Origin of the sequence: Haloplanus salinarum (genome assembly GCF_009762275.1) — an archaeon.
GTDB lineage: Archaea > Halobacteriota > Halobacteria > Halobacteriales > Haloferacaceae > Haloplanus > Haloplanus salinarum.
The window spans coordinates 1,005,878-1,031,992 of the sequence record NZ_CP034345.1; the positions used below are offsets into that span (position 1 = coordinate 1,005,878).

At 67.5% G+C, this 26,115-nt stretch carries 27 protein-coding genes; 16 read left to right on the forward strand and 11 right to left on the reverse strand.

Features of this window, described 5'->3' with window-relative positions:
• Positions 1–11: 11 nt before the first annotated feature.
• Positions 12–1,619 (reverse strand): hypothetical protein, encoded by a 1,608-nt coding sequence (locus EI982_RS06420; RefSeq protein WP_199243753.1) that lies wholly within the window; start codon positions 1,617–1,619, stop codon positions 12–14.
• A gap of 134 nt (positions 1,620–1,753) precedes the next feature.
• Here EI982_RS06420 and EI982_RS06425 point away from each other — a divergent pair, with 134 nt between their 5' ends.
• On the forward strand, positions 1,754–2,752 hold the full coding sequence (locus EI982_RS06425; protein WP_157688714.1) for a presenilin family intramembrane aspartyl protease PSH: 999 nt from the start codon (positions 1,754–1,756) through the stop codon (positions 2,750–2,752).
• On the opposite strand, the gene EI982_RS06430 is transcribed toward EI982_RS06425, so the two are convergent.
• Both EI982_RS06430 and EI982_RS06435 read right to left on the reverse strand, forming a co-directional pair.
• Positions 2,749–3,213 carry a PUA domain-containing protein gene (locus EI982_RS06430; RefSeq protein ID WP_157688715.1) on the reverse strand — a complete coding sequence of 155 codons (465 nt, stop codon included), beginning with the start codon at positions 3,211–3,213 and terminating at the stop codon, positions 2,749–2,751. The genes EI982_RS06425 and EI982_RS06430 overlap by 4 nt on opposite strands.
• Positions 3,214–3,250: 37 nt before the next feature.
• Positions 3,251–5,017 (reverse strand): serine/threonine-protein kinase, encoded by a 1,767-nt coding sequence (locus EI982_RS06435; RefSeq protein ID WP_157688717.1) that lies wholly within the window; start codon positions 5,015–5,017, stop codon positions 3,251–3,253.
• Between the two features lie 131 nt (positions 5,018–5,148).
• On the opposite strand from EI982_RS06435, the gene EI982_RS06440 reads away from it, so the two are divergent.
• Positions 5,149–5,991, forward strand: a complete 843-nt coding sequence (locus EI982_RS06440; protein WP_157691080.1) for an MBL fold metallo-hydrolase — start codon at positions 5,149–5,151, stop codon at positions 5,989–5,991.
• Between the two features lie 71 nt (positions 5,992–6,062).
• Here the strand turns inward: EI982_RS06440 and EI982_RS06445 are convergent, their stop codons facing one another.
• Positions 6,063–6,941 (reverse strand): universal stress protein, encoded by an 879-nt coding sequence (locus EI982_RS06445; protein WP_157688718.1) that lies wholly within the window; start codon positions 6,939–6,941, stop codon positions 6,063–6,065.
• Positions 6,942–7,155: 214 nt separating this feature from the next.
• Between EI982_RS06445 and EI982_RS06450 the strand changes: the two genes are divergently transcribed.
• Both EI982_RS06450 and EI982_RS06455 read left to right on the forward strand, forming a co-directional pair.
• The gene (locus EI982_RS06450; protein ID WP_157688720.1) at positions 7,156–8,634 is read left to right on the forward strand and encodes a hypothetical protein; all 1,479 of its coding nucleotides are present in this window, start codon (positions 7,156–7,158) and stop codon (positions 8,632–8,634) included.
• 46 nt (positions 8,635–8,680) lie between these two features.
• Entirely contained in the window at positions 8,681–9,577 is an 897-nt protein-coding gene (locus EI982_RS06455; protein WP_157688722.1) for a phosphoribosyltransferase HisG-related protein, read from the forward strand.
• On the opposite strand, the gene EI982_RS06460 is transcribed toward EI982_RS06455, so the two are convergent.
• Complete coding sequence (locus tag EI982_RS06460; RefSeq protein WP_157688724.1) at positions 9,574–10,566, reverse strand: transcription initiation factor IIB; 993 nt, start codon at positions 10,564–10,566, stop codon at positions 9,574–9,576. The genes EI982_RS06455 and EI982_RS06460 overlap by 4 nt on opposite strands.
• A gap of 196 nt (positions 10,567–10,762) precedes the next feature.
• On the opposite strand from EI982_RS06460, the gene EI982_RS06465 reads away from it, so the two are divergent.
• Entirely contained in the window at positions 10,763–11,575 is an 813-nt protein-coding gene (locus tag EI982_RS06465) for a TrmB family transcriptional regulator (protein WP_157688726.1), read from the forward strand.
• Here EI982_RS06465 and panB read toward each other — a convergent pair.
• Together panB and EI982_RS06475 are read right to left on the reverse strand one after the other, a co-directional pair.
• Positions 11,572–12,345, reverse strand: a complete 774-nt coding sequence (gene panB / locus EI982_RS06470; protein WP_157688729.1) for a 3-methyl-2-oxobutanoate hydroxymethyltransferase — start codon at positions 12,343–12,345, stop codon at positions 11,572–11,574. The two genes, EI982_RS06465 and panB, sit on opposite strands and share 4 nt — an antisense overlap.
• Before the next feature lie 39 nt (positions 12,346–12,384).
• On the reverse strand, positions 12,385–13,290 hold the full coding sequence (locus EI982_RS06475) for a ketopantoate reductase family protein (RefSeq protein WP_157688730.1): 906 nt from the start codon (positions 13,288–13,290) through the stop codon (positions 12,385–12,387).
• Positions 13,291–13,463: 173 nt separating this feature from the next.
• Between EI982_RS06475 and EI982_RS06480 the strand changes: the two genes are divergently transcribed.
• Positions 13,464–13,757 (forward strand): HalOD1 output domain-containing protein, encoded by a 294-nt coding sequence (locus tag EI982_RS06480; protein ID WP_157688731.1) that lies wholly within the window; start codon positions 13,464–13,466, stop codon positions 13,755–13,757.
• Here the strand turns inward: EI982_RS06480 and EI982_RS06485 are convergent.
• On the reverse strand, positions 13,744–14,373 hold the full coding sequence (locus EI982_RS06485; protein ID WP_199243754.1) for a TetR/AcrR family transcriptional regulator: 630 nt from the start codon (positions 14,371–14,373) through the stop codon (positions 13,744–13,746). The two genes, EI982_RS06480 and EI982_RS06485, sit on opposite strands and share 14 nt — an antisense overlap.
• Before the next feature lie 130 nt (positions 14,374–14,503).
• Here EI982_RS06485 and EI982_RS06490 point away from each other — a divergent pair, with 130 nt between their 5' ends.
• From EI982_RS06490 to EI982_RS06500, 3 genes are all read left to right on the forward strand, one after another.
• On the forward strand, positions 14,504–16,150 hold the full coding sequence (locus EI982_RS06490) for a COG1361 S-layer family protein (protein WP_233255299.1): 1,647 nt from the start codon (positions 14,504–14,506) through the stop codon (positions 16,148–16,150).
• A gap of 7 nt (positions 16,151–16,157) precedes the next feature.
• The gene (locus tag EI982_RS06495; RefSeq protein WP_233255300.1) at positions 16,158–18,683 is read left to right on the forward strand and encodes an efflux RND transporter permease subunit; all 2,526 of its coding nucleotides are present in this window, start codon (positions 16,158–16,160) and stop codon (positions 18,681–18,683) included.
• Positions 18,684–18,925: 242 nt separating this feature from the next.
• Positions 18,926–19,573, forward strand: coding sequence for a chemotaxis protein CheW (locus EI982_RS06500; protein WP_157688732.1), 648 nt, complete (start codon positions 18,926–18,928; stop codon positions 19,571–19,573).
• Positions 19,574–19,715: 142 nt separating this feature from the next.
• Here the strand turns inward: EI982_RS06500 and EI982_RS06505 are convergent, their stop codons facing one another.
• Together EI982_RS06505 and EI982_RS06510 are read right to left on the reverse strand one after the other, a co-directional pair.
• Positions 19,716–20,117, reverse strand: a complete 402-nt coding sequence (locus tag EI982_RS06505; RefSeq protein ID WP_157688734.1) for a DUF8057 family protein — start codon at positions 20,115–20,117, stop codon at positions 19,716–19,718.
• Position 20,118: 1 nt separating this feature from the next.
• A complete protein-coding gene (locus tag EI982_RS06510; RefSeq protein WP_157688736.1) occupies positions 20,119–20,823 on the reverse strand; it encodes an RAD55 family ATPase in 705 nt (234 codons plus the stop codon).
• 138 nt (positions 20,824–20,961) lie between these two features.
• On the opposite strand from EI982_RS06510, the gene EI982_RS06515 reads away from it, so the two are divergent.
• Complete coding sequence (locus EI982_RS06515) at positions 20,962–21,696, forward strand: RAD55 family ATPase (protein ID WP_157688738.1); 735 nt, start codon at positions 20,962–20,964, stop codon at positions 21,694–21,696.
• Here EI982_RS06515 and EI982_RS06520 read toward each other — a convergent pair whose 3' ends face one another.
• Complete coding sequence (locus EI982_RS06520) at positions 21,697–22,032, reverse strand: winged helix-turn-helix domain-containing protein (RefSeq protein WP_157688740.1); 336 nt, start codon at positions 22,030–22,032, stop codon at positions 21,697–21,699.
• A 142-nt stretch (positions 22,033–22,174) separates the two neighbouring features.
• On the opposite strand from EI982_RS06520, the gene EI982_RS06525 reads away from it, so the two are divergent.
• The 6 genes from EI982_RS06525 to cheY all read left to right on the forward strand — a co-directional run bounded on the left by EI982_RS06525 (position 22,175) and on the right by cheY (position 26,115).
• The gene (locus EI982_RS06525) at positions 22,175–22,456 is read left to right on the forward strand and encodes a DUF7521 family protein (RefSeq protein ID WP_157688742.1); all 282 of its coding nucleotides are present in this window, start codon (positions 22,175–22,177) and stop codon (positions 22,454–22,456) included.
• Between the two features lie 149 nt (positions 22,457–22,605).
• The gene (locus EI982_RS06530; protein ID WP_157688744.1) at positions 22,606–23,322 is read left to right on the forward strand and encodes a flagellin; all 717 of its coding nucleotides are present in this window, start codon (positions 22,606–22,608) and stop codon (positions 23,320–23,322) included.
• A 155-nt stretch (positions 23,323–23,477) separates the two neighbouring features.
• Positions 23,478–24,173, forward strand: a complete 696-nt coding sequence (locus EI982_RS06535) for a flagellin (RefSeq protein WP_157688746.1) — start codon at positions 23,478–23,480, stop codon at positions 24,171–24,173.
• Positions 24,174–24,325: 152 nt separating this feature from the next.
• The gene (locus EI982_RS06540) at positions 24,326–25,021 is read left to right on the forward strand and encodes a flagellin (RefSeq protein WP_157688748.1); all 696 of its coding nucleotides are present in this window, start codon (positions 24,326–24,328) and stop codon (positions 25,019–25,021) included.
• Positions 25,022–25,096: 75 nt separating this feature from the next.
• Positions 25,097–25,684 carry a DUF7500 family protein gene (locus EI982_RS06545; RefSeq protein WP_157688750.1) on the forward strand — a complete coding sequence of 196 codons (588 nt, stop codon included), beginning with the start codon at positions 25,097–25,099 and terminating at the stop codon, positions 25,682–25,684.
• A 71-nt stretch (positions 25,685–25,755) separates the two neighbouring features.
• A complete protein-coding gene (gene cheY, locus EI982_RS06550) occupies positions 25,756–26,115 on the forward strand; it encodes a chemotaxis protein CheY (protein ID WP_157688752.1) in 360 nt (119 codons plus the stop codon).

Genomic DNA, 26,115 nt, shown 5'->3' on the forward strand with positions numbered 1-26,115 from the left:
GGCACCGAGCGTCAGGCCGCCGCGGTCGCCGTCCCGTTCGTCGCCGTCCCGTTCGTCGCCGTCCCGTTCGTCGCCGTCGCAGTACCTTGCACGACCCGGACGGATTCGTTGCCGTAGACCGCAAGCGTCCCGACGACGGTGCCGTTCGGCGCGACGCGCTGGACGATCAGCGAGGGACGGCGCCCCTCCGTCGAGCCGTCGTCGGCGGCGCCGACGTCGCCGTCGAGGAACGCGACGACCTCGCGGGTCGTCGAGACCTCCTGCACGTCGCTCGACCGGGCGTGGACGAACGCGATGTACGCGATACCACTGCTATCGCCAGGAACGACACGAACCTGCCAGTAGAGTTGCCCGTCCACGACGACGGGGACTGGCTCCGAGGGGGTGAACCGGTTCCAGTCGGTCGTCCGTGCCGCCTGCCGAACGTAGTCGGTCGCCTTCCTGGCGCCGAACAGCGACTGGTCGGGGGTGTACACCTCGTAGTCGCCGGTCCGGCTGTCGACGGTCCAGATCTCCTTGAGCCCCTGGGCCTCGCCGTACGGTTCGACCGCGACGACGTACTCCGGCCCGTCTTCGGTGAACACCAAGAACGGTTGGTCGTTGTCCGCGCCCGGAACGGGTGCCACCTCGATTTCGTCCTCGTGGCTCGTGAACGTGTTGACGATCCCGCGCCGGTATTTCGTCGTCGCGACCTTTTTGCGGGCGAGGGCGAACGGGTAGAGCTTCTGCTCTTCGAGCGCCGGGTGGCGACGCGCCTCCTCGGGGCTGAGGTCCTCGACGTTGCCGTCGCCGTCGATCAGCGCGACCCCACCCCACTCCGGCGTCGTGTACGGGAGCGGCGCCCAGTGGAAGGTCGGCGTCGTGTACGGGACCGCGATGTACTGCTCGCCATCGTTGACGACCATGAACGGGTCGCCGTAGTCGACGAGATACTGGCCGCGCTTGAGCAGTTCGAACCGGTAGTTGTTGTAAAACGCCGGCCCGATGCCGCGCTCCAAGTCGCCGGTGATCGTCCGCACCTCGGCGTTCTGCTCGGTCATGTCGATGAGGACGGTCCCGTGCTGTCGCTTGGTGAAGTGGTTGTACGTCCCGTCCGGCGCGAGTGCGTACGACCAGTAGGGCGTTCCGTCGTCGACGGTCACGTCGCTTCCGGTGATTCGGTACTGGGGGAAGTTGAGCGTGTTCGAGGCGTACCGCGCGGCGACGCTTTTCGGGACGACACGCGGCATCCCCGAGTCGGTCTCGGCGAGCGAGTCGGCCGTCGTCGCCGACTCGAGGGTCGATTTGCCGAGCCGTTCGCCGGCCAGCAACCCCGCGACTCCGCTCCCGACGACGAGGACGAGCAGGAACACGGCGAGCGCGACCTGTGGGCCGACCAGGGTCGTTCGCTGGTGGAGGCCGTACACCACGAGGCCGGCGACGAGCAGGGCGACGGGGAGGATCGGCGTCGTGTATATCGCGTAGACGATGCCGTGCAGCCACGGACGGAAATACCAGCCGACGGCGGCGATCACCGCCAGGGCGATGAGTGCGCCGCCGCCGAGCGACCGTGGCGACCGGCCACGCAGTCGAGCGATCCGACGAGTGACGAACCGGAGGGCTTCCGCGAGGGAGGACATCGGCGGGAAGAGGGGGCCCACGGTGTTGACCGTATCGACTGGGCGGATCGGCCGTCGACCCGCGGACCCGCCCACGACACGGGATCGGACGGAGAGTCGCAACCACCAAACCACCCCCCGACCAACGGACGAGCATGAACGCACGCGAGGCCCGTGGCGTCGCCGTCGCCGCGGCGCTGTTCTTGCTCGTCCAGGTCGGCGCGCTGGCGATGGTCGGCCCGTTCGAGACGGCCGGCTATCAGGCCGTCGAGGACCCCTCCGACCCGACCAACAGCCTCGTCTACTTCGCCGCCATCCTCGTCGCCACAGGGGCGATGCTCGCGGCCTTCAAGTACGCCTTCGAGCGGGCTGTCCGGGCGGTCGTCGTCCTCTCCAGTGCCCTCGTCTCGTGGTACGTCTTCGGCGTCGTCACCCCGCCGCTGGTCGTCGTCGGCGCCGTCAACGTCCTCGCGGTCGCCCTCTCGGTCGGCGTCGCCGTCGCGTTGCTGGTCTACCCCGAGTGGTACGTCATCGACGGCGCCGGCGTGGTGATGGGCATCGGCGCCGGCGCCCTGTTCGGCATCAGTTTCGGCCTCCTGCCCGCCATCGTTCTCCTGTCCGTGCTCGCGGTGTACGACGCCATCAGCGTCTACGGGACCCGCCACATGCTCAGCCTCGCCGAGGGCGTGATGGACCTCCGCGTGCCCGTCATCCTCGTCGTCCCGCTCACGCTCTCGTACTCGCTGCTCGACGACGACTTCGGCGGCGCGAACGAGGTCCACGAGGACGACGATCCGGTGGCGGCGGACGGCGAGGGGAGCGACGATGCGGACGGCGCCGAGGGCGAACGGGACGCCTTCTTCATCGGCCTCGGCGACGCCGTGATGCCGACGGTGATGGTCGCGAGCGGCGCCTTCTTCTCGCCGGCGCCGTCGCTCGGCGTGGCCGCCCTCCCCGCGCTCAACCTCCCCGCGCTCCTGGCGATGGTTGGGACCTTCCTCGGGCTCGGCGTCCTGCTGTGGGCGGTGATGAAGGGACGCGCTCACGCCGGTCTGCCGCTCCTGAACGGCGGCGCCATCGGCGGCTACCTCCTCGGATCGACTCTCGCGGGCGTGTCGCTCGTGCGGGCGCTCGGCCTGGCGCCGTACCTCTAATCGGCGCCGGCGCGCACCTTCACCGCCATCCCCGTCTCGAAGTCGCGCATGGCGTCGGCAGCGAGTTCCGCCCGGCCCACGGCCAGCAGGTCGCCGTCGTCGTGGACCACCGCCACCTCGTCGCGCGGGCGTACGTCGTCGTCGACGGCCCGGACGAACTTCGCGAAGACGTTCTTGCCGTCGCGGACGAACGGCTCGCTCTCGGAGCCGACGACGACGCGTGCCTCCGGATCGGGGAGCGCGTCGACCAGCCGTCGGCCACCCTCGAGGCCGAGCGTGAACCGGCCGTCGGTGCCGTAGGAGACGAGTCGACCGGCGTCGACGCGGACCTGCCGGGGGCGACCGCTCGTCGAGCGCGTCACCGTCGGCGCCTCGTCGGGCGGGAAGAGCGCCCGGCCGGCGCCGGCCCCGAACTGGTAGTCCGCGACCGTCCGGAGCCGCGGGAGTTCGTCGCGAGTCATGGCGGCTCTCGCGCGCCCACGGACAAAACGGCTCCGCTCAGTCGGCGGGCCGGACGCGTCGGCCCAGGAACCCACCGACGGCGACCATGGGGTACAGATACGCGACGACGATGCCGACGATGGTGAGGGCGAGACCCGTCGCGACGAAGTAGGCGATCACTCCCACGAGGAGGGTGCCCGCGAACGTCCCGACGTAGTGCCGCGTCGCGTACCCCCGCCAGTGGGCCTGGGTTGCGAGCGCCGAGAGTCCCCCCGTGGCGTACGTCGAGAGCAGACCCGGGAGGAGCACCCAGGAGACGAGCGTCAGGGTGGCCGCGAGCCCTTCGGCGGTCGTGGCGCTGGCGGCGGCGCCGCCCGGCTCGGCGACGGCCGCGAACAACAGGAAGGGCCCGAGAGGGAGTGCGTACCCCACCAGTCCGCGTCGGTAGTGGTCCGCCCAGGCCCCGTCGCCCAGCCGAAACTCCAGTGCGCGGCCGTCGGCCGCCCCGCGGATCGCCTCCAGGACGAACCCCATCACGAGCGGTGCCGGAACCACCAGTGTCGACGCGAGCACGACCGCCCACCAGTTGCGCAGGGTTCGCCGGTCGATCGACCGGGGGTAGTGAACGGCGAACGCGACGCTGGCAGCGACGCCGCGACCGGTCGCCAGCGACTCGACCGGTCGGTGGAGCCGGGCGATCAGTCCACCGGACTCCGCGTCGTCGCTCGCCGCGTCGAGTGTCACGGTACCGGTTTCGGTCGGATCGGACGGCCCCCGACCCTCGTCGGAGGTGGCCGACTCGGTCACCGTCCGCCCGTCGGTCGTCGAGGTGGCGTCGGCCGTCGTTCCTACGTCCGGTTCGGTCGCCGGTCCGCCGCCGACGCTGCGTCCGGCGTCGTCCTCGGTGTCGTCGGGGTCGTCCGCCGGTCCGGATCGGTCGTCGGTCGCCGTCCCGTCCGGCGTCGTCCGGCCCGCCGACATCGCCTCTTCGACGGCGTCGCGGAGGTACAGGACCGTCTCGTAGCGGTCCTCCCGGTCCCGTTCGAGCCCCGTGAGGATCGCGTCGTCGAGGGGCGCGGGAACGTCGGCCCGCTCGGACGGCGGTGTCGGCCGGTCGTGCAGGATCCGGTGGACGAGTTCCCCGGTGCCCGCCGCGTCGAACGGCGTCGATCCCGTGAACAGTTCGTACGCGACGGCGCTGAGCTGGTAGATGTCCGTACGGTCGTCGGTTCGGCCGTGTGTGTCGGGATCGATCTGTTCCGGTGCGGAGTACGCCATCGTCAACCCGTCCCGCGACCGCGAGTGTTCGAGCAGGACCGTCGCCAACCCCCAGTCCCCGACCTTCGGGACCAGTTCCCCGTCCGACCGCGTGAGCAGGACGTTCTCGGGCTTGAGGTCGCCGTGTGTGATCCCGTGTCTGTGGGCGTGAAACACGGCGTCACAGACGTCGGCGAAGAGGTCGACCCGCCGTTCGAGGGGGAGGTCGGGCGCACGGTCGCCCAGGTGACCGGCGTCCATGTACTCCATCGCGATCCAGGGGTACGGCTCCGTCCCCCAGTCCAGTACGTCGACGATGCCCTCGTGGTCGTCGAGCCGGTTCCAGATGCTCGCCTCCTCGACGAAGTCGTCGAAGAAGGAAGCCTCGACGGTCTCGTAATCGGAGAGGCGCGGCGTCTTGAGTGCGATCCGGCGGTCCCCCTCGACGCCGTCGATCCGCGCCCGGTAGACGTCGGCGGTCCCGCCCGCGCCGATACGATCGAGTACTTCGATATCCTCGAAGGCGTAGCCCCGCGGCCCCGTGTTCGAGGGGTCCGACGATCCCATCGTCACCACGGTTTCGAGGGCGACACATAACCGTTTCCCGAGAACGCCGAACGATCGACAGCCGGGGGCGAGACGCGGCCGACCACAACGCTTAGCCCGCGACCGACCCGAGGGCGGATATGGCACACGAACTGGGCGAGAGCGACTGGGGAGACTGGCTGCCGGCCGCCGTGGCCGAGGCCGATCCGGACACGGTCGCGGTCTGGTATCTGGGCTGTAACGGGTTCGTCCTGAAGGGCGCGGACGGGACGACCCTCTTCATCGATCCGTACCTCGGCATCGGCGACCCGCCACGAACGGTGCGGATGATCCCCGTCCCCTTCGATCCGACGGACGTCGTCGAGGCCGACGCGGTGCTCGCCACGCACGAGCACTCCGATCACGTCCACGGGCCGACGCAAGCGCCGATCCTGTCCGCGACCGGTGCCGACTACTACGCGCCGGACGCGAGCATGGCCGTCGTCGAGGGCGAGACCTGGACCGAGGAGTGGGGCGTCGTCGCGGACCAGTTCGTCACCGTCGCCGAGGGCGACCGGTTCGAGGTCGGGGAGTTCACCGTCCACGTCGTCCCGGTGAACGACCCCGACGCCGAGCACCCCGTCGGCTACGTGATCGAGAGCGACGCGGGGACGGTCTTCCACGGCGGCGACACCCGTCCCGCCGACTCTTTCCCCGAACTCGCGGACCGGTTCGACCTCGACCTCGGCGTCCTCGCGTTCGGTTCGGTGGGGATGCTCCCCGACAAGGAGACACGGGAGCCGAAACGGACGCAGTGGTACGCCGACGAGAACGACGTGATCCGCGCGGCGAACGACCTCGAACTCGACCGACTGGTGCCGAGCCACTGGGACATGTGGAAGCGTCTCACCGCCGATCCGACGGTCCTCCACCACCACGCGCGGGGGTTCGACCACCCGGACCGGCTGGACGTCGTCGAGATCGGCGACCGGATCGACCTCTATAGTAGCGATTGAAACTGTTTGCACAGCCGACCGTACACAGTACTGCGATCGGCTGTGTAATGACTTTCAATCGCTACTATAGATCATCGCACCGTGAGCACCGGCACCGAACTCGTTCGGATCACGCGGTCGGTCACGCTCCCGAGCAACAGGCGGTCGAGTCCCGTCCGCCCGTGGGTGCCCATCGTCACGAGATCGATGCCCCTCTCGTCGACGTACCGGTCGATGGCTCGGTGGGGTGTGCCCTGTTCGACCCGTATCTCCACCTCGATCCCCCGGCGCTCACACCGGTCCGCGATCGTTTCGGCGGCCGCTTCGTGCTCCGCCTCCAAGTCCTGAGCGATGTCGGGGACGCTCATGCCGACACTCGAGGCGCCGGCCAGCGCCTCCATGTCGACCACCGAGAGCACGTGAACGGTCGCGTCGTACCGTTCCGCGACGGCGAGGGCGTGTTCGACCGCCGCCGTCGCCGCCTCGCTTCCGTCGGTCGGCACCAACACCGACTCGTACGTCGAGTCGACGCCGGCGACGGCGCCGTCGGCATCACCGTCGTCGGCACGGGCCGTGAGCACCGGCACCGGACTCGTCCGGACGACGCGCTCGGCGACGCTCCCGAGCAACAGGCGGTCGAGCCCCGTTCGACCGTGCGTCCCCATCGTGACGAGGTCGATCCCCGCGTGGTCGATGTACTCGCGGATCGTCTCGTACGGACGGCCCCGCTTGACCGCCGTGCGGACCGGCAGCTCGTCGTCGGCGTTCCGCGCGACCGCCTCGACGGACTCCTGGGCTGCCTGCTCCAGTGCCTCCCGCCGGTCGGCGACCGCGTCCCCGACCGGTCCCGCGTCGACGACGCTGAGGACGGTCACCTCGGCGTCGAAGGCGGCGGCGAGCGAGAAAGCGTGCTCGGCCGCCGTCTCGGCACCGGCACTGCCGTCGGTCGGAACCAGGATGGAGTCGTACATCGGCTACTTGCCCCCGGTCGATCGTCGTGCCGTCGTGCACCCGTTCGTTCGTCCGTTCATGTATCGACGTTGACCCGTCGAGGATATAAACGGCGGTGACTGCCCCCGGTGGCTGGGAACGCCTCGGGACGTTCGCCGAGTCGCCGGCGAGGATGTCACGTCGATGAAATTCGCCGCCGGTTGTTTTATGCTACTACTGGGAAAGGTATGGCGCATGGCGAACGACTCAGACCCCGAGACCCCGGTGTCCGTGTCGACGGGGGAAGTCCGCGTGGGGAAGGACTTCGAGGCCGATCGGTTTCCAGTTCCGGCCATTGCCTTCGAGATCGAATCGCTCGCCGACGACCCGACCAGAATCCGACTCGTCGACCGAATCCCCGAGTCGTTCGCGATGGAGGGCGTCGGCTTCCACCCGGACTACGACAGCGACAACTGGACGGCCTACCGCGACCACCGGGTCGCCTACGAGCGAACGCTCGAACCCGGTGAATCCGTGCTCACGGTGTACGGTATCCGCATCGACGACCCCGACGAGGCGGAGGCCTTCCTCGAGGAACCGACGGTCGAACTGATGGACGTCGACACGGGCGACGCCGAAGAGGACGCGGACGGCGACGCGGGAAGCGACGACGTCCTCGGTCGCGAGACGACACAGGTCGTCCGCGACGCCCTCTCCGGGGAGGGAACGACCGACCTCTCGGCCCCGGAGGACACCGAGGAGGCGGACGATTCGACGCCGGAGCCGCTCCTCGACGACGAGGTCACGCCCCGCTCGACCGACGAGGAGGTCACACCCCGCTCGACCGACGACGAGGTCACGCCCCGCTCGACCGACGACGACCTCTCCGCCGCCATGCGCGACCGGGACGAGTCGGTGGACGCCGTCGACGCGGGAAGCGCGGACGGGAGCGAGGCGGAGGATGCCGAGGCGCCGGACGAGGCGGACGACGACGAACCGGAAGCGGTGGGATCCGCCGACGCCGCGGCGGCGCTCGATCCGCGGGCAGGGGACGAGACGCCAGACGACGACACGCCCGAGGAGCAGCCGACACCGGCAACGGCCGACGACGGGACGGACGCGACGGCCGACGACGGGGCGGACGCGACGGCCGACGACGGGACGGACGCGACGGCCGACACTGGGCCCGCGGCAGCGCCCGGATCGGTCGCGTCGGCCCTCGCCGCGGAGATTCGCGAGGGATCGGTCGACGACGACGACATGGCGGTCCTCCGCGAGGCCTTCGAGGGCGAGGTGCCGACGAGCGTCGACGTCCGGGTGAGTCGGCTCCAGTCCCAGGTGGAGGACGTGCTGGCCTACCGCGACGCGCTCGCCGACTTCCTCGACGAGAACGGGACCGCCGAGGAGGTACTCGGCGACGTGAGCGAGGACCTGGCCGACCTGCACGACCGGGTCGACGACCTCGACGCGTCGCTGTCGGCGGCCGCCGACGACCGCGCCGCCCTCCGTGAGGACGTGACGGAGACGGCCGACGCCGTTGCGGAGACGGACGAGCGACTGGAGGCGGTCGGGGACGACCTCGACCGGATCGAGTCGCGCCTGGAGCGTCTGGACGAGGGGCTGTCCGCCGTCGAGGACGTCGAGGACGACATCGAGGAGATCCGGTCGGAACTGGCGGACCTGCGGTCGTTCCGGGACCGCCTCAGCAACGCGTTCGGCACCGGCGAGGAGTGACGCGAAAAGCGCAATCGGTAAAGCCCGCGGCCGCATCGATCCGGTAATGACCGAGACGGTTCGGGTCGCCGTTCCACGCAAGGGGCGCCCGCTGGAGGCGGTTCTCGAACGGTTCGCCGCCGTCGCCGACGCCGACGACCTGGCCGACGACGTGTCGTCGACGCTCCGTTACGAGAAGGCGGTCACCAAGGGCGAGGCGACGGCCGAGCGCGACGTGTACGAGCGGCTGGCGGCCTACTCCGACCTCTCGGAACCGACACACCCGGAGTACACCCTGCTCCGAGACGACCGCGAGGGGAAACCGCGGCGGATCGTCTTCGACAGCGCGACCGTGCCGGTCGACGGCGTCACCGTGGAGTTGATCGGCCGCGAAGAGCCGTTCCGGGCGCTCCGGACCCACGAGTTCGGCCTCGGGTTCGACAGCGCCGACCTGGTGTTGGAGGAGGTGGTCACGCTCGACGAGACGGGCGTGGCGACCATCGCCGACGTGAACGCGCGGATCGACCCCCGCGACACCGACGTACGGATCGTGAGCGGCCTCGGCGATACGGTGTATCACACCCTGCTGGCGACCCCGGAAACCCTCCCGCCGGGGACCGACCTCGATCGGGACTTCGTCACGGACTACGCCGGCCCGCTCTGTATCTCGCCGCGCTACGAACGCCTCGTGCGGGCGGTCCTCGGGACGAGGGCGCTGGAGGACGTGACGTTCCAGTACCCCGACGCGACCGCGGAGGAGGAGGCCGCCATCGCGGACGTGGGTCTGGGCGTCTACCTCACGATGACGGGATCGACCGCCCGCGATAACGGCCTCGTCGTCGGCGAGGATCTGTTCCCGAGCGAGACGGTGCTGATGGAGAACGTGGCGGAGGCCGACGGGGCCGCCGGACGCCTGAAGTCGGCGCTGGCGGTCACGGGTCAAAAGACGGCGATCCGCCCCTAGGCGGCGCGGGCCGCATCGGGGTCGGTGCCGGCTTCCAGCAGTTCGGTGTACCGGTTGCGGACCGTCACCTCCGAGACGTCGCTCACCGAACACACCTCCTTCTGGGTCACTTTCTCCCCTTCGAGGATGGAGGCGGCGTAGAGCGCGGCCGCCGCGAGGCCGACCGGGCTCTTGCCGCTGTGGACGCCGCTCTCCATGCCTTCCTCGAGGAGCGAACGTGCACGCGTCTTCGTCTCGCCGTCGAGGTCGAGATCGGAGGCAAAGCGCGGGAGGTATTCGAGGGGGTTGGCGGGTTCGATGGCGAGGCCGAGTTCGCGGACGATGTAGCGGTAGGCTCGAGAGAACTCCTTGCGCTCGACCCGGCTGACGGGTTCGAACTCGTCGAGACTCCGCGGAACCGAGGCCTGGCGGGCGGCGGCGTACAGCGACGCCGTCGCCATCGCCTCGATGGAGCGACCGCGGAGCAGGTCGTCCTCGAGCGCGCGGCGGTAGACGACGCTCGCGGTCTCGCGGACGTTCTCGGGCAACCCCAGCGCCGACGACATCCGGTCGATCTCGCCGAGCGCCTGCTTCAGGTTGCGCTCCTGGGCGCTCTTCGAACGGAACCGCTCGTCCCAAGTCCGGAGTCGCTGTAGCTTGCGACGCTTACTCCCGTCGATGGTCCGCCCCTTCGCGTCCCGGTCCTGCCAGTCGATGACCGAGGAGAGACCGTCGTCGTGGAGGAGTTTCGTCGTCGGTGCGCCGACACGGCTCTTCTCCGCTCGCTCGTTGGAGTCGAAGGCACGCCACTCCGGCCCGTGGTCGATCTCGTCTTCCTCGACCACGAGACCGCAGGACTCACACACCGTCTCGCCGTGTGCCTCGTCGGCGACGAGCGCCGCGTCACACTCCGGACAGGCGAACTCGTCGACGCGTTCTTCGGTCTCGACGTCGGTCGTCTCGTGCTGTTCCCCGCCGGCCTCTCGGAGGGAGTGGGGCTGGTGGCTCATGATTGTCGATGGCGGCACGTGGCCGCGGTCCGCTCCTCTCACCTACCCCTACGTTTGGTAGTATCTTAATAGTTTCTCCTGTGTTTTGATTCCAATAGAAACAGAGTGTGGCGACGGTACACAAGCGGCGCCCGTCGGACCCGACTCTTTTTGGTGGTGTCATCCTAACGCGGGAGCGACACAGGAGACGCCCGTCGTGACCAAAACCACATCTTCGGACGCCGGCATCGACTCACTCGTCGAGGAGGCAGTGGAGACGCTCCGGACGTTCGAACTCACCGAGTACGAGGCGAAATGTTTCGTGGCGCTTGCGCGCCTGCGCGAGGGCACGGCGAAGGAGGTGAGCGAAGTCGCTGACGTGCCGCGCGCGCGGATCTACGACAGCATGGACACCCTCCAGGACCGGGGTCTCGTCAGCGTCCAGGAGTCGAAGCCGCGACGGTTCCGCGCGGTTTCGCCGCGCGAGTCGGTCGAACTGCTGGAACAGGAGTGTCGGAGCCGCCTCGACACCCTCGGGGCGGTCCTGCCCCGCCTCGGATCGCCGGATCGCTCGTCGAGCGCCGGCGAAGTCTGGACGATGGAAGGCGAGACGGCCGTCTCGGAGCGGCTCGCGACGCTCGTCGGCGACGCCGACGACGAGGTGTTGCTGGCTGTCGCCGTCGACGCCCTCCTCGGGGACGACCTGATCGACGCGCTCGACGACGCCGTCGACCGGGACGTCGAGGTGGTGATCGGGTCACCCGACGGGGCGATCCGGGAGCGACTGACCGACGCCGTCGACGGCGCCGAGGTGGTCGAGACCTGGACGTGGTGGGACGCCGTCCCGATCGACGCCGGCGCCGTCACGAGCGTCTGTATGGTCGACGGCAACGCGCTCCTCGTCAGCGCCGACGCCACGACGGACCTGCCCGGCGTCCGCAAACACCGGGCCATCTGGACCGACAGCGCCGAAGCGCCCGTGGTCGGCATGATGCGCCCGCTCCTGGCCTCGGCGATCCGGGGCGACTAGTCCGGAAAGTCGCCGTCCTCCACGGCCTCGCGGTACGACGCCACCGCGTCCGCTATCTCGCCACGCACGTCGCCGAAGGACTCGGCGAACGGCGGGGGCGACGCCGAGAGGCCGATGACGTCGGTCAACACGAGCACCTGGCCGTCCGTCTCCGGCCCGGCCCCGATGCCGATCACCGGGACGTCGAGGTCGGCGGTCACCTCGGCAGCCAGCTCCGAGGGGACGTGTTCGAGCACCAGCGAGAAGGCGCCCGCCTCCTCGTGGCGCCGCGCGAGGTCCCTGATCTCCCGGGCGTCGGCCTCGGTGGTCCCCTGTCTGGTGTAGCCGCCGACCTGGTTGAGACGTTGGGGCGTCAACCCGAGGTGGGCCATCACCGGGATCCCCAGTTGGACGAGGCGTTCGGTCAACTCGACGGTGTGCGGGCCCGACTCGATCTTGACGGCGTTCGCACCCGCCTCCTTGACGAGTCGTCCGGCGTTCTCGATCCCCGCGTCGTCGGTCGCGCCGTAGCTCAGAAACGGCATGTCCGCGACGACGAGCGCGTCCTCGGTCGCCCGTACCACGGCGCCGGTGTGGCCCGCCACGTCGTCCATCGTCACGGGGAGCGTCGAGTCGTACCCGAGCACGGCGTTGCCCATGCTGTCGCCGACCAGGATCATGTCGATCCCGGCCGCGTCGACGAGTTCGGCCGTCGGCGCGTCGTAGGCCGTCAGCATCGTCAGCGGTTCCTCGTCCGCCGACGCCTGCCTGATCTCCTGTACCGTTGGCATCGTCGTCCGACTCGGCCGCCGGGGAATTAACGATACCCCTTAGCGGAGCCCCGCGCCGGCCTCCCAGCCCCGGATCAGCGCCGCGAGCGTCCGGTTGACCGGCACGGACTCCCCGGCCGCCGCGGCCCGGTCGACCACGTAGCCGTTGATCGCTTCGACCTCCGTCCGGCGACCCCCGGCCACGTCCTGGTGCATCGACGAGCGGTTCCGCGCCGTCCCGCGGACGACGTCCTCGACGGCCTCGTGTACCGTCGCCGTCGACAGGTCGACCCCGTCGGCGCGCGCGACCCGGGCCGTCTCCGTCCCGGCGGCCGTCGCCACCTCGGCCAGCGCCCCCGGCGGGGTCAACGCCCCGTTCTCGACGCGGGCCAGCGCCGTGACGGGGTTGATCGCCGCGTTGACCGCCAGTTTCTCCCAGAGTCGGCGACGCACGTCGGTCGTCGCCGCGGCGTCGATGTCGGCCGCGCGGAAGGCCGCAGCCACGCGCTCGCTGCGAGCGACGGCGTCGACCGGCCGCCAGGGGCCGACCGTCACCCGCCCACGGCCGAGCCACTCCACGTGACCGGGATCGGCGAGCCGTGCCCCGTAGGTGGTCGTCCCCGCGAGCACCGGGACGTCGAGGCCCGCGGCGAGGCGCTCCTCGTTGCCCATCCCGTTCTGGAGCGAGCAGACCGCGTCCACGTCACAGGTCGCCAGCGCGTCGGCCGCGCCGGGCGTGTCGTAGGCCTTGACCGTCACGAGCGCGAGGTCCGCGCTCGCGCCCGACGCGTCGGTCGTCGCCGCGGGATGGGTCGTGAGCGTCTCGACGCCCGTGATCCGGAGGCCTGCGTCCCGGACCGCCGCGACGTGCGGGTCCCGGCCGACGAGCGTCACGTCGTGGGCGCGGGCCAACAGCCCGCCGATGAGACTCCCGAGGCTGCCGGCCCCGAGGATCAGGATTTCCATGTGTGCGAGCGTGTCGGGACGGTCGACGCGGCGAACGCCTCGGGTATCATGGCGAGTCGACCCGACGTTCGGTGCCCCGCCGGATGAGTGTTGGTGCCCCACAGCGGAGGTTCGAGTATCACGGTTGATAATCTCGCCAGTAGGGTTAAATACTACTACCCGAAGACAAAGGTATGTCAGCGACGAGCGACGAAAGTGCACGGATGCGGTCGGATTCGGCCCTTCACCGGTCGGAGGTCGACTGGGATCGACGCGAACCGGTGAGCCACACCGTGCAGGCCGCTCTTAGCGACGTCGAGGATTGCTCGGCAACCGAACTCGACCCTCTCGCGGAGTACGTCGACCCCGACGCCCTAGAGGCCTTTTTCGCCGGGACACCGGCGGAGCGAGCCAACCGGAGTCTCACATTCGAGTACGACGATCACACGGTCCACGTCGACGGCACCGGGCGAGTCATCGTCGACTGAGTCCGCTCTCCTCCGCCCGCAGTAGCCGCGCTTCGAGATACGCGTCCAGTTCCCGACGGACGGCCGCGACGTCGGCGACGTCCTCCGTCGTCGCCCGGCGGACCGTCGCACCGCTCATCGTCGTCAGGACGAACTCGGCGACGGGTTCCGGATCGACCGAGCGATAGACCCCCTCCTCGATACCGCGTTCCACGATGTCCGCGAGGCCGCGTCGGAAGGTGCGGTCGTTGGCCGAGAAGTACTCCCGGAACACCCGGTTGTGCGGCGACTGTCCCCGGAGTTCCACCATCACGTTCGTGAGCTCGGCTCGCTCCGCGTCGAGGTCGGGTGCGAGCACGAAATCGAGCACGTTCCGGAGACAGTCGTGTGCGTCCGCCGTCGTCGGCTGTGGCATCTGTGATTTGAGGTGATCGAGCAGGAACTCCAGCAACGCGACCAGGACGTCGTCCTTGCCGTCGTAATGCCGGTAGATGAGCGACTTGCTCTTCGGGAACTCGTCCCCGATCCGCTGGATGGTCAGGTTCTCGTACCCGTGTTCGATCAACGCGTCGTAGGTGGCGCGCATGATCGAAGTACGCGTGTCCGCGGGGGAGCCGAAGGGGGAGTCGAACGCCACGGTGACTGAACGTTCATTCACAAGTTATATAACTCGTTCCCTCCACCTCTCAGGTGACGTTTCGACACGTCGGCGGGCGATCAGCCCCGTCGGCAGCCGGCCCTCCGAGCTATCAACCGACCACCCATCCATGCACGCCCCACACCGCAACGTCCTCCTCGCCGCCCTCGTCGTCGTCGCCGCCGTCGCTGCGACGGGCGTCGTGGCCGGTCAGTCCTCGTCAGGGACCGTGATCGGTCGCCCGACCATCGACGTCTACAGCTCGACGGCGGAAGTCGAACCGGGAACGCAGACGGAGCTCGATCTGGTCCTCTCGAACGACGGCCGTCTGAGTCGCGGCGGACCGGCGGAGTACGAAGAGCGAGTCACCACCGCCCGCGGCGTCGCCGTCGACGTCGAGGACGGCGACACCCCGTTCGAAATCAACACCGGCCGGGTCGCCGTCGGGGAGGTTCCCCGCGGCACCACCACGGCCGGCCCGATATCGATCACCGTCCCCGAGGACGCCGACCCCGGGCGATACCGGATCCCCGTCACCGTCTCCTACGCCTACACCGTGAGCGTCGAGTACAGCTCCGTGGGCTCCCCCGAGTACAACGACCTCACCCGCGAGGAGACCCAATACGTCACGCTCCGGGTGCGCGACCAGGCGCAGTTCGAGGTGGTCGACACCGAGACGACGACACAGATCGGCGACACCGGAACCCTCGCCGTCGAACTCCGCAACCACGGGACACGGACCGCCCGCGACGCGAGCGTCGTCCTCTCCTCGTCGACGGACGAACTCACCTTCAGCGGCTCCACCTCCTCGACGGGGTACGTCGGGGAGTGGGATCCCGGCACGAACGAGACGGTCGAGTACACCGTCGACGTCGGCGACGACGCGGCGCTCAGGAACTACAGCCTGAGCGCGACCGTCGAGTACGAGGATACGGACGGCATCGCGCGCTCCTCGAACCCGGTGGCGGTGGGGCTCCGTCCCGACCGCGAGCAGTCCTTCGCACTCCTGGAGACGAACGCATCCCTGCGGGTCGGCGAGGACGGGCAGTTCGCCGGCACCGTCGTCAACCGCGGCCCGGACACCGCCCGCCAACCCGTCGTCGTTCTCTCGTCGTCGAACCCGAACGTCGTGATCGAATCGAACGAGTACGCGCTCGAAACCCTCGAACCCGACGAGACCGGCACCTTCGACTTCGACGTGTCCGTGAGCGACGGCGCGAGCGCGAGCACCCAGCAGTTCAACGTGAGCGTCCGCTACCGTAACCAGCGTGGCGACGTCCGCCGGAGCGACACGCTCGAAAACCGCCTCCGGATCGAGCCCCAGCGCGACCGGTTCCGCGTCGAGGCGACCAACCGGACCGTCGTCGCGGGCGGGACCACGACCCTCGACATCCGCGTGACCAACCACGGCGACGAACCGTTACGTGACATCGAGGCGAAGGCGTTCGTCCAGTCGCCGCTGGCGAGCGACGACGACGAGGGCATCGTCTCCGCGCTCGATCCCGGCGAGACGGCGACGATCACCATCGGCCTGAGCACGAGCGGGAACGCCCTCGAGAAGCAGTACCCCGTCTCGCTCGACTTCCAGTACGAACTTCCGGACGGCGACACGGAGGTGTCGCGGACCTATCAGGTGCCGGTGACGGTCGAACGGCGACAGAGCGGGGGCCTGCCATTCCTTCCCATCACCGTCAGCGCCCTCGCGGTCGTGGGCGTAGGGCTGTTCGTCTACCGGCGGCGGCGCACCGACGCCGAGAGCGAGGACGGGAGCGCCTGACCGACACGTGGCACCGAGTATCGACGACATCCGGGTCGACTCCCAGCGGTTCGTCGACACCCTCGATTCGTGGATCGTCGACCGTCCCGGTCGCGTCATCCTCCTGTTCCTGCTCGTCTCCGGGCTGTTCGTCCTCGGCTTGGGCGGCGGCGGCACCGACTCCGGCACCGACCAGTTTACCGAGGACGTCCCCGCCGAGCAGGCGCTGCAGGCGGTCAACGACAACTTCGAGCGCGTCACCTTCGGCGACGACTCCGGGACGACGCAGTTGATCCAGTCGGGGGCGAACGTCCTCTCGAAGCCCGAACTGTTGCGGATGCTGGAGGCCCAACGACGCCTCGCCGACAAGCCGGACCTCAACGTCGAGCGGACGACGAGCGTCGCCCGCGCCGTCGCGCGGACCCTCGACCCGTCGGCGGATTCCATCGAGGACGAGATCAGGGCCGTCGAACGATCGACGCCCGGCGAGATCGATCGCGCGGTGCGGACGACCGTCGCCGACGATCCCGGGCTGCGGGCCCTCCTCAGCGACGATTACAACGCCCGATCGGCGTCGGCGTCGGCGACCATCGGTACCGTCTCCCACCGCCTCCCCGGCGGGGCGAGCGAGGGGCCAGGGACGAGCGGGTCGAGCCCCCTCACGTCGATCCAACTCCGCGCGGAGTATATCGTCTCGTCGGTGGGCGGTGACATCACCGTCTTCGGGAGCGGCATCACGAGCGAGGAACTGGGCAACGTCATCAACGACTCGCTCGGGCTGGTGATTCCGGCGGCGCTCGCGCTCATCCTCCTCTTCCTGATCGTCGCCTACCGCGATCCGGTCGACCTCCTGCTCGGACTCGTCTCGCTCGGCATGGCGATGCTCTGGACGTTCGGCTTCATGGGCCTCGCGGGCATCGCCTTCTCTCAGTTGCTGGTCGCCATCCCCCCCCTACTGTTGGCAGTGGGCATCGACTTCGGCATTCACGCGATCAACCGCTACCGCGAGGAGCACGTGGGCGACGTGAGCGTCCGCGAGGCGATGCGGATCGCCACCGACCAGCTCGTCGTCGCCTTCTTCATCGTCACGGGGACGACCGTCCTCGGCTTCGCGGCCAACCTGAGCAGCGGTCTGAGCTCGATCCGCGAACTCGGCATCGTCGCCGCCGTCGGCATCGTCTTCACCTTCTTCGTGTTCGGCGTCTTCCTGCCGGCGACGAAGGTGTTCGCCGACCGCTGGCGCGAGCGCCTCGGCGTTCCCGAGTTCGGCTCGGCCGCGCTCGGCTCCGAGCAATCGCTGCTCGGGCGCGTCCTGCCCGTCGGCGTCTACATCGCCCGCGGAGCCCCCCGGCTATTCCTCGTCGTCATTCTCGTCTCGACGGCGGTGATGGGCCAGTACGGCGCCGGCGTCGACAGCCGGTTCACGCAGGACGACTTCCTCCCACCCGAGGAGCCGCCGGCGTATCTCGACCACGTTCCGGAGCCGTTCCGCCCCGGGGACTACACCGTCACCGAGACGACGAACTTCCTGGAGCGGAAATTCCAGACCGGCGAGGAGGACACCACGACTGTCTACGTCGAGGGGCCCTTACACCAGGACTACGCCCTCGAAGCGCTCTGGAGGGCGGGCGAGGACCCGCCGTCGAGTTTCGTCGCCGACGGCGGTCACGCCCGGGAGACGAGCATCGTGACCGTCATTCGGAGTCGGGCGGAGCGGGACCCCGAGTTCGCGGCGCTGGTCGCGCGGAACGACCGGAACGACAACGGCATCCCCGACGACAACCTCCGGACGATCTACGCCGCGCTGCTCGACTCGCCGGCGCGCGACCGGGCGCTGAACTACATCACCGACGACTACACGAGCGCCCGGATCGTCTACTCCGTCGAGGCCGACGCCTCACAGGAGGCGGTCACCGAGGACACCCGACAGGTGGCCGACCGGGTCCGCTTCGAAGCGACGGCCACCGGCGGCGTCATCGTTCTGAAGGCGGTGTCCGACGTGATCGGCGAGTCGGCGTTCCGCAGTCTCGTCATCGCGCTGGTCGCCGCGGCCGCCTTCCTGATCCTGGTGTACGCGGTCCTGGAGGGGCGCCCCTCGCTGGGGCTGGTGAACGTCCTCCCAATCGCCGTCACCGTCGCCGCCCTCGCCTCGACGATGCGCTATCTCGACATCCCCTTCAACGTCCTCACCGGGACGAGCCTCTCCATCGCCATCGGCCTCGGTATCGACTACTCGGCGCACCTCCTCCACCGGTTCGTCGAGGAGTACGACGGGGCGACGGACGTCGACGACGCCCTTATCGAAACCGTCCGCGGGACCGGCGGCGCCCTCACCGGGAGCATGCTGACGACCGTCTCCGGCCTCGGCGTGCTGTGGCTCGCCATCTCGCCGATCCTCGGCCAGTTCGGCCTGCTGATCGCACTGAGCGTCCTCTACTCGTACCTGTCGTCGATCCTCGTCCTCCCGACGACGCTCGTCCTCTGGGACCGGTACGTCGCGACCGGCCCCGGAAGCGACCTGGCGCTCGGCGACGCCGACCCGGCGACGGACTGATACGGATCATTGTGACTGGTTGCCGGTGGTTCGCCGGACCGCCTCGGCGAACCACCGGTAATGACTCACAATAAACAGTATGAGACGGCCGGAGGTGCGTGGAGTATCAGTCCTGAGAACCCGACGACGGAACTTATTACGGGGTGGCGTGAACGACGGTGCAACGAACACATGACGCGGGAATCGACAACGACGCGCTCGGAGCGCGCACGCGAGAACGGCCGGCGAGACGGGGGATGGGAATGAGCGAAGAGAACGGCCCCTCGGCGGCCGAAGTCGCCGAGGCGGCGGACGGGGCCGACGAGGCGGAACTCGACGACCGGATCGAAACCTCCCTGAGCGAACTCGACGTGGCCGGGCCCTCGGACGACGACGGGGGCACCGGCGTCGAGTCGGTACCATCGTTCGGCGACGGTCCCGACGTCGAAACCGACGACGGCCGGGACGAGGGCGGGACGGCCGACGAGGAGACCATCTCGGTCCTGGAGTTCGTCCTCGGCGACGAGCGGTACTGCCTGGACATCTCATTCATCGAACAGATCGTCGAGCGGGGGACGGTCACACGGATCCCGAACGCACCGCCGTTCGTGGAGGGGGTGATCGACCTGCGTGGCGACATCACGACGGTCATCGATCCCAAGGAGACGCTGGCCGCGGAGGAAGAGGACGACGGCGACCTGATCGTCGTCTTCGACTCGGCGCAGATGGACGACGAGTGGAGCGTCGGGTGGGCGGTCGACGGCGTCCGGCGCGTCTCGACCGTCTCGCTGGCGGAGGTCAAGGAATCGCCGGTCGACGAACCGTGGATCAACGGCGTGGTCAAACGCGACGAGGACGGTGAGTTCGTCATCTGGACGGAGCCGGGCGAACTCATGCGCTCCGACGCCTGATACTGTTTATTGTACGTCGTTACCGGTGGTTCGCCAGCGTGGTCCGGCGAACCACCGGTACACAGTTACAGTAATTCGTATGAGTCGTCAGGCGGTCGAGGACGGCGATGGACCGGCGAACGGGACGACGGACGGACCGCGTTCAGCGCCGTCGGAGGAACTCCGGCAGTCGAACCCGGTCGAGTCCGTCCTCCGGCACGGCGGTCGGATCCGGCCGCGAGAACATCCCCGGCGGCCCGTCCGGCGAGCCGCGCGGATCCTCGTTGCCGGGCGACACGTCGACGTCGTCGGTGTCGACGACGAGTTCCTCCCACACTGTCGTCGACTCCGCGGCGGTCCGGCCGGACGCCTTGCGTCGCCCCTCCTCGTAGGACAGTTCGATCAGGCTCCGCTCGTAGGTCGTATCGGCGGCGTCACACACGCGCCGGTACTCCTCGCGGTTCGGTTCGCCGAGACTTCGAGCGACACCAAGGGCGAACGCGCGTTCGAGCGCGTCCGCCTTGTCGAGGTCGTCCCACTCGGTGTCGAACTCGGATTCGTACATATCAGGCCTGAATCTGCTGTTCCGGACGGACGTGGAGTCCGTCGTCCTCGAACTCGATGGCGTGGATGTTGCTGTCGATGCTGGTCCCCCGCATCTTGACGATCTGGACCCCGCGGTGCATTCCCCCGCCCTCCAGGTAGTTGTGCATGAAGATGACGCCGTGGGCGAGGTAATGCTCGTCGGCGTAGGACGTGGGATCGGTCATCTCGGAGATGAGCAGGGTGGTCGCGTCGACGCGCTTCAGCGACGTGAGAAACTGGACGAATGCCTCGTGGTTGTCGGGGTAGAAATACTGCAGGATCATCGTCGAGTCGATGACCAGCCGGTCGATCTCCCGGGAGTTGATGAAGCTGACGAGCCGGTTCGTCATGTTCTTCACGCCCGAGGAGAAGTCGTTGCCGCCCGGTCCCTTCAACAGTCGCTTGGCGTTGGAGTCGAAGACGTTCCGGAACTGGAGTTTGCCCGAGTGAGCCGCCTTCTCGAAGCCGAACTGGTAGGCGCTCATGTCGTGGACCAACTCCTCCTCGGTCTCGTGCATGCTCAGATAGAGACATTTCTCGCCGGCACGCACCCCCTCGGTGACGAACTGCGAGGAAAACGTCGTCTTCCCGCTTCCCGGCGGTCCGCTGAGGATGTACAACCGATTCCGGAGGAGTCCCCCGTCGACGAGTTCGTCGAAACCGTCCACGCCGGTGGAAAGCCTCATCGACGGAGAGTGTCCCGGCGGCGTCAAATAGGTTGCGTCCGGGTTCTCAGAGGTGAAAATCGGCGGGAGCGGGCCGACGATTCGGTGGGCCGCCAGCGTTGCGAATTTATTTCAGTCAGTCCGCGTAACTGTACCGCAATGACTGACCTGACGCGAACGGGAATCGAGGGGTTGGACTCGATACTGAGCGGCGGCATCGTCGACAACGCGACGGTACTGATCAGCGGGAACCCGGGGACCGGGAAGAGCATCCTCGGGTTGCAGTACATCTACAACGGCGTGACCAAGTTCGACGAGAAGGGGATCTACCTCTCGTTCGAGGAGAACGCCGAGGACATCGCCCAGGCGGCCGAATCCATCGGCTTCGCGGACTGGCGGGAGCTCGTGGAGGACGATCAGATCCTCATCTACGACAAACAGGAGCTGTTGCGACACAACGACTTCAACTCGACGCTCGACCGGTTGTTGGCGGCGTTCGAGGAGACGGAGTACGAACGGCTCGTCCTCGACTCGCTGACGATGTTCGAACTGTTCTTCGAGGACGAACAGGAGAAGCGGACGTACCTGCTGAAGTTCTCGGATATCCTCAAGGCCAACGGGTTGACCTCGCTGCTCATCGCCGAGCAGTCCGCCGTGTTCCCGGAACAGGACATCGGGCTGGAGAACTTCCTAACCGACGGGAACATCTACCTGATCCAGACCCCGACTGAGTCGGGGGTCAACCGGTATATCTGGGTCGCCAAGATGCGAAAACAGGACATCGAGACGGATATCTTCCCGATGGACATCGACGAGGGTGGCATCACCGTCCACGAACGGGCGGCGGGGTTCTCGATGATGGGCGGGGGCAACGATTCGTTCCCGGGCGAGTGATCACTCCGAGAGCGTCCGCCAGGCCTCGTCGAGTCGGTTCGTGACCTGTCGTCGCTCCTCGACGTCGACCGAGACCTCCCCCTCCGAGAAGTTCACGACGACCTCCTCGATGTTCCGCCGGTAGACGTTGACTCGTCGTCGCTCGTCCGACAGCACCCGGTCGTGGTGTTCGAGGAGGTTCGCGTCGGTGAGTTCCTCGATACGGCGGTAGCAGGTGGCGATCGGTACGTCGAGTTCGTCGCTGAGCTCTTGGGCCGAGCGTGGTTCGTGTGCGAAACTCAGTATTTGGGGGTTGTACTCGTTGCCCAGAACCCGCAACATCTCGGTTCCGTCCATTCGTTATCAGTTTAGATACGGCCCTGAACAATAAATCGTACTGTCATACGCGTGGCGGACGGTCGCTCTCGGGAGTGTCTATCATACCTGAGAATATCACGGCCAGATTTATAACCGGATACACCAAGACTCGGTCGAGACAATGTTAGTCGTCGAATCCCTCTACTTCGCCGCCACGGCGGTGTTGGTGGTCTCCGGGCTGACGATGGTCGGGATGGCCATCAAGGCCTACCTCCAGACGACCCGCCGGGCCATGATCCACGTGTCACTCGGCTTCAGCCTGATCGCCGCCGCGGCGATCGCGACGGCGATCAGCGCGTTCATCAACGACTTCAACGGCGTCCGCTCCCTACTCTTGGTCAACAACGGCCTCGCCTCCCTCGGGTTCATCTTCGTCGTGTACAGTCTCATCATCTACGACTGAGCCGTGGCGACCGTGGGGGCGTTTCTGGGGATTCAACCGGTTCAGGCGTTCATTTTCACCGATGATATCTGGGGACGTACCTTTATCACTTCCTTCGAGTACGTTCAGGCAGAGCCCGCGGGACCCACGACCCCGGGTTACACATCAACATGTTCGAAGAACGAGAGCGGGGGCAGGTCGGTATCGGGACGCTCATCGTGTTCATCGCGATGGTCCTGGTCGCGGCGATCGCGGCCGGCGTCCTCATCAACACGGCCGGCTTCCTCCAGACCCAGTCAGAACAGACCGGACAACAGAGCAGCGCACAGGTCACCGACCGCCTCGAACCGGTGTCGAAGACCGGCAACGTCTCGGTGTACAACAGCACGTACGCCAGTAATTCGAGTGAGGATACCGAGATAGTGTCCGACTCGGCGTCGAACCTCTCGAAGGAGAATCAGTCGCTCGTGGTGAACGAGGTGTCGCTGGTGGTCCAGAAGTCCCCGGGCGCGAGCGACATCAACATGAGCGCCACCACCTTCGAGTTCGTCGGACCCGACGGCACCGACCGCTTCGCGTTCACCAACGAGAGCGTCGTCAACCGGAGCGGGGCGACCGGTCCCGACGATCGGACCCGGGCGCTTCAGGACGACGACGACTCCCTCAACGAGTCTCAAGGGAGCGGGTTGATCCTGAACAGTCGGACCGACCGGCTGGTCGTGACGCTCGACCTCAACGAGACGGCCAACACCGATCCGTTCGTCAACAGCCCGCTCGAAGCCGGTGAGACGGCGACGATCCGCGTCAACACCGAGAGCGGCGCCACCAGCATCATCCGCATCCAGGTGCCACAGTCCCTCTCCGGCGAAGAGTCGGTCGAACTCTAAGCCCGCGTCGCCTTCTTCGTTTTCCACCCACCGACCAGCCGTCGGCTTGCAGTCGCCGGATTTCAGCCGTGATATTTTGGTCTATAGGTTTAACACGGCCGTTCGACAACCGGCGTGTAGAACCCAGGACAGCATAGTCCCGGGGGTCACAACACATGTTCGAAGAACGAGAGCGGGGGCAGGTCGGTATCGGGACGCTCATCGTGTTCATCGCGATGGTCCTGGTCGCGGCGATCGCGGCCGGCGTCCTCATCAACACGGCCGGCTTCCTCCAGACCCAGTCAGAACAGACCGGACAACAGAGCAGCGCACAGGTCACCGACCGCCTCGAACCGGTGTCGAAGACCGGCAACGTCTCGGTGTACAACCAGAGCGACGACGTGATCGTGAACGAGTCCAGGCAGAACCTGTCGCGGAGCGACACGTACCTGGCCGTGAACGAGGTGTCGCTGGTGGTCCAGAAGGCCCCGGGCGCGAGCGACATCAACATGAGCGCCACCACCTTCGAACTGGTCGGTCCGAACGGCACCGACCGCTTCGCGTTCACCAACGAGACCGTCGTCAATCGGAGCGGGGCGACCGGTCCCGACGACCGGACCCGGGCGCTCCAGGACGACGACGACTCCCTCAACGAGTCGCAGGGTGACGGCCTCATCCTGAACAGCCGCACCGACCGACTCGTCGTCTCGCTCAACATGACCGAACTCGCGCAAAACGAGATGTTCGCCGGCGGTCCGCTGAAGGTCGGTGAGACGGCGACGATCCGCATCAACACCGAGAGCGGCGCCACCAGCATCATCCGCATCCAGGTGCCACAGTCCCTCTCCGGCGAAGAGTCGGTCGAACTGTAATCCGCGACGCTTTTCGTTTTTCCCAACTCCGACAGCCACCGGCTCGCCGCCCCCGGATTTCAGCCGTGATATTTTGGTCTATAGGTTTAACACGGCGGTTCGACAACTGGCGTGTAGAACCCGGGACACCGTCGCCTCGGGGACCACAACACATGTTCGAAGAACGAGAGCGGGGGCAGGTCGGTATCGGGACGCTCATCGTGTTCATCGCGATGGTCTTGGTCGCGGCGATCGCGGCCGGCGTCCTCATCAACACGGCCGGCTTCCTCCAGACCCAGTCAGAACAGACCGGACAACAGAGCAGCGCACAGGTCACCGACCGCCTCGAACCGGTGTCGAAGACCGGCAACGTCTCGTACTACAACACGAGCGACAACGTCACCCTGACCGAGTCGCAGGCGAACACGTCGCTCGACAACACGTCTCGGGCGGTGAACGAGGTGTCGCTGGTGGTCCAGAAGGCCCCGGGCGCGAGCGACATCAATATGAGCGCGACCACCTTCGAACTGGTCGGCCCGAACGGCACCGATCGCTTCGCGTTCACCAACGATACGGCGATCAACCGGAGCGGGGCGACCGGTCCCGACGACCGGACCCGGGCGCTCCAGGACGACGACGACTCTCTCAACGAGAGCCGCGGATCCGGGTTGATCCTCAACAGTCGGACCGACCGGCTGGTCGTCACCATCAACATGACCGCACTCGACTACAACGACCAGTTCAGCAACGGTCCGCTGGGGCCGGGTGAGACGGCCACCCTCCGGATCAACACCGAGAGCGGTGCCACGAGCATCATCCGCATCCAGGTGCCCCAGTCGCTCTCCGGCGAAGAGTCGGTCGAACTGTAACCCCGTTCGACCCTCGCGGCGCGGCACCGAATCTTTATATTTTCACGCACCGCAAGTGGAAACACTGCACAGGGTATGCCATCGGATCCAGACGATTCCGTCTCGGAACGCGGGAAGGTGATCACCGAGGAGGAACTCGACCTCACGCGACACGACAACGTCTCCGAACTCGACGACGGGCGCTTTCTCGTCTCCACGGGAGAGTCGATGAGTGACGAGGCCGCACAGCGCCGGGCGGACGCCATCGACGCCCGAAAGACCGGAGCGGAGAGCGAGGACGGGACGGAGAGCGAGGACCCCGAACTCACCGAGATGGACGTCAACCGATGGCTCGAAGACCACTTCCGAGGCATCGACGCCCAGTACGGCTTTCACGCGACGGCGAAGTTCGACGACGGGGTCAGCCGCCACCAGGTCGTCTCGAACGACGTCGTCACCAGCTTCGAGTCGCTGCTGATCTGGTACGCCCAGCACGTCGGCGGCGGCACCCCAGTCGAGGAGGTGCTCGGCATCCTGCTGGCCGAGTCGAACGTCTCCGTCCGCTACCCGGTCGGGACCCTCACCGGCCTCCTGAAGCGGTACGAGCTGGACCGCGAGGACTCCATCGGCGACCTGATCGAGGCCGTCTCCGACGAGGAAGCCGTCACGCTGTCCGAGGACTGAGCCCGATCCCGTATCAGCGCTGAGAATCGCGTCCGAGTATTTATTTAGCGACTCCCGAATTCACGGGACAGATGCCACCGAAAGTACTCATCGTCGACGACTCGGATTTCATGCGTAATCTCCTGCGTGAGATCCTCGAGGAGAACTTCGAGATCGTCGATGAGGCGGAAAACGGGGTCGAGGCGGTCGAACTCTACCGTGAACACGATCCGGACTTAGTCATGATGGACATCGTGATGCCGATCCGTGACGGAATCGAGGCGACGAGCGAGATCACCGGCAGCGATCCGGACGCGAACGTGATCATGTGTACCAGCGTCGGCCAGGAGGAGAAGATGAAAAACGCCGTCAAGGCCGGTGCGGACGGCTACATCACGAAACCGTTCCAGAAACCGAACGTGCTCGAAGCCATCGACGACGTCGTGGCCTGA

Coding starts and splice junctions, on each gene's coding strand:
- EI982_RS06545 (WP_157688750.1), top strand. CDS start 25,097: ATGCCATCGGATCCAGACGATTCCGTCTCGGAACGCGGGAAGGTGATC.
- EI982_RS06540 (WP_157688748.1), top strand. CDS start 24,326: ATGTTCGAAGAACGAGAGCGGGGGCAGGTCGGTATCGGGACGCTCATC.
- EI982_RS06490 (WP_233255299.1), top strand. CDS start 14,504: ATGCACGCCCCACACCGCAACGTCCTCCTCGCCGCCCTCGTCGTCGTC.
- EI982_RS06530 (WP_157688744.1), top strand. CDS start 22,606: ATGTTCGAAGAACGAGAGCGGGGGCAGGTCGGTATCGGGACGCTCATC.
- EI982_RS06435 (WP_157688717.1), bottom strand. CDS start 5,017: ATGGGATCGTCGGACCCCTCGAACACGGGGCCGCGGGGCTACGCCTTC.
- EI982_RS06420 (WP_199243753.1), bottom strand. CDS start 1,619: ATGTCCTCCCTCGCGGAAGCCCTCCGGTTCGTCACTCGTCGGATCGCT.
- EI982_RS06455 (WP_157688722.1), top strand. CDS start 8,681: ATGACCGAGACGGTTCGGGTCGCCGTTCCACGCAAGGGGCGCCCGCTG.
- EI982_RS06500 (WP_157688732.1), top strand. CDS start 18,926: ATGAGCGAAGAGAACGGCCCCTCGGCGGCCGAAGTCGCCGAGGCGGCG.
- panB (WP_157688729.1), bottom strand. CDS start 12,345: ATGCCAACGGTACAGGAGATCAGGCAGGCGTCGGCGGACGAGGAACCG.
- cheY (WP_157688752.1), top strand. CDS start 25,756: ATGCCACCGAAAGTACTCATCGTCGACGACTCGGATTTCATGCGTAAT.
- EI982_RS06430 (WP_157688715.1), bottom strand. CDS start 3,213: ATGACTCGCGACGAACTCCCGCGGCTCCGGACGGTCGCGGACTACCAG.
- EI982_RS06510 (WP_157688736.1), bottom strand. CDS start 20,823: ATGAGGCTTTCCACCGGCGTGGACGGTTTCGACGAACTCGTCGACGGG.
- EI982_RS06515 (WP_157688738.1), top strand. CDS start 20,962: ATGACTGACCTGACGCGAACGGGAATCGAGGGGTTGGACTCGATACTG.
- EI982_RS06520 (WP_157688740.1), bottom strand. CDS start 22,032: ATGGACGGAACCGAGATGTTGCGGGTTCTGGGCAACGAGTACAACCCC.
- EI982_RS06480 (WP_157688731.1), top strand. CDS start 13,464: ATGTCAGCGACGAGCGACGAAAGTGCACGGATGCGGTCGGATTCGGCC.
- EI982_RS06425 (WP_157688714.1), top strand. CDS start 1,754: ATGAACGCACGCGAGGCCCGTGGCGTCGCCGTCGCCGCGGCGCTGTTC.
- EI982_RS06460 (WP_157688724.1), bottom strand. CDS start 10,566: ATGAGCCACCAGCCCCACTCCCTCCGAGAGGCCGGCGGGGAACAGCAC.
- EI982_RS06475 (WP_157688730.1), bottom strand. CDS start 13,290: ATGGAAATCCTGATCCTCGGGGCCGGCAGCCTCGGGAGTCTCATCGGC.
- EI982_RS06525 (WP_157688742.1), top strand. CDS start 22,175: ATGTTAGTCGTCGAATCCCTCTACTTCGCCGCCACGGCGGTGTTGGTG.
- EI982_RS06505 (WP_157688734.1), bottom strand. CDS start 20,117: ATGTACGAATCCGAGTTCGACACCGAGTGGGACGACCTCGACAAGGCG.
- EI982_RS06450 (WP_157688720.1), top strand. CDS start 7,156: ATGGCGAACGACTCAGACCCCGAGACCCCGGTGTCCGTGTCGACGGGG.
- EI982_RS06535 (WP_157688746.1), top strand. CDS start 23,478: ATGTTCGAAGAACGAGAGCGGGGGCAGGTCGGTATCGGGACGCTCATC.
- EI982_RS06445 (WP_157688718.1), bottom strand. CDS start 6,941: ATGTACGACTCCATCCTGGTTCCGACCGACGGCAGTGCCGGTGCCGAG.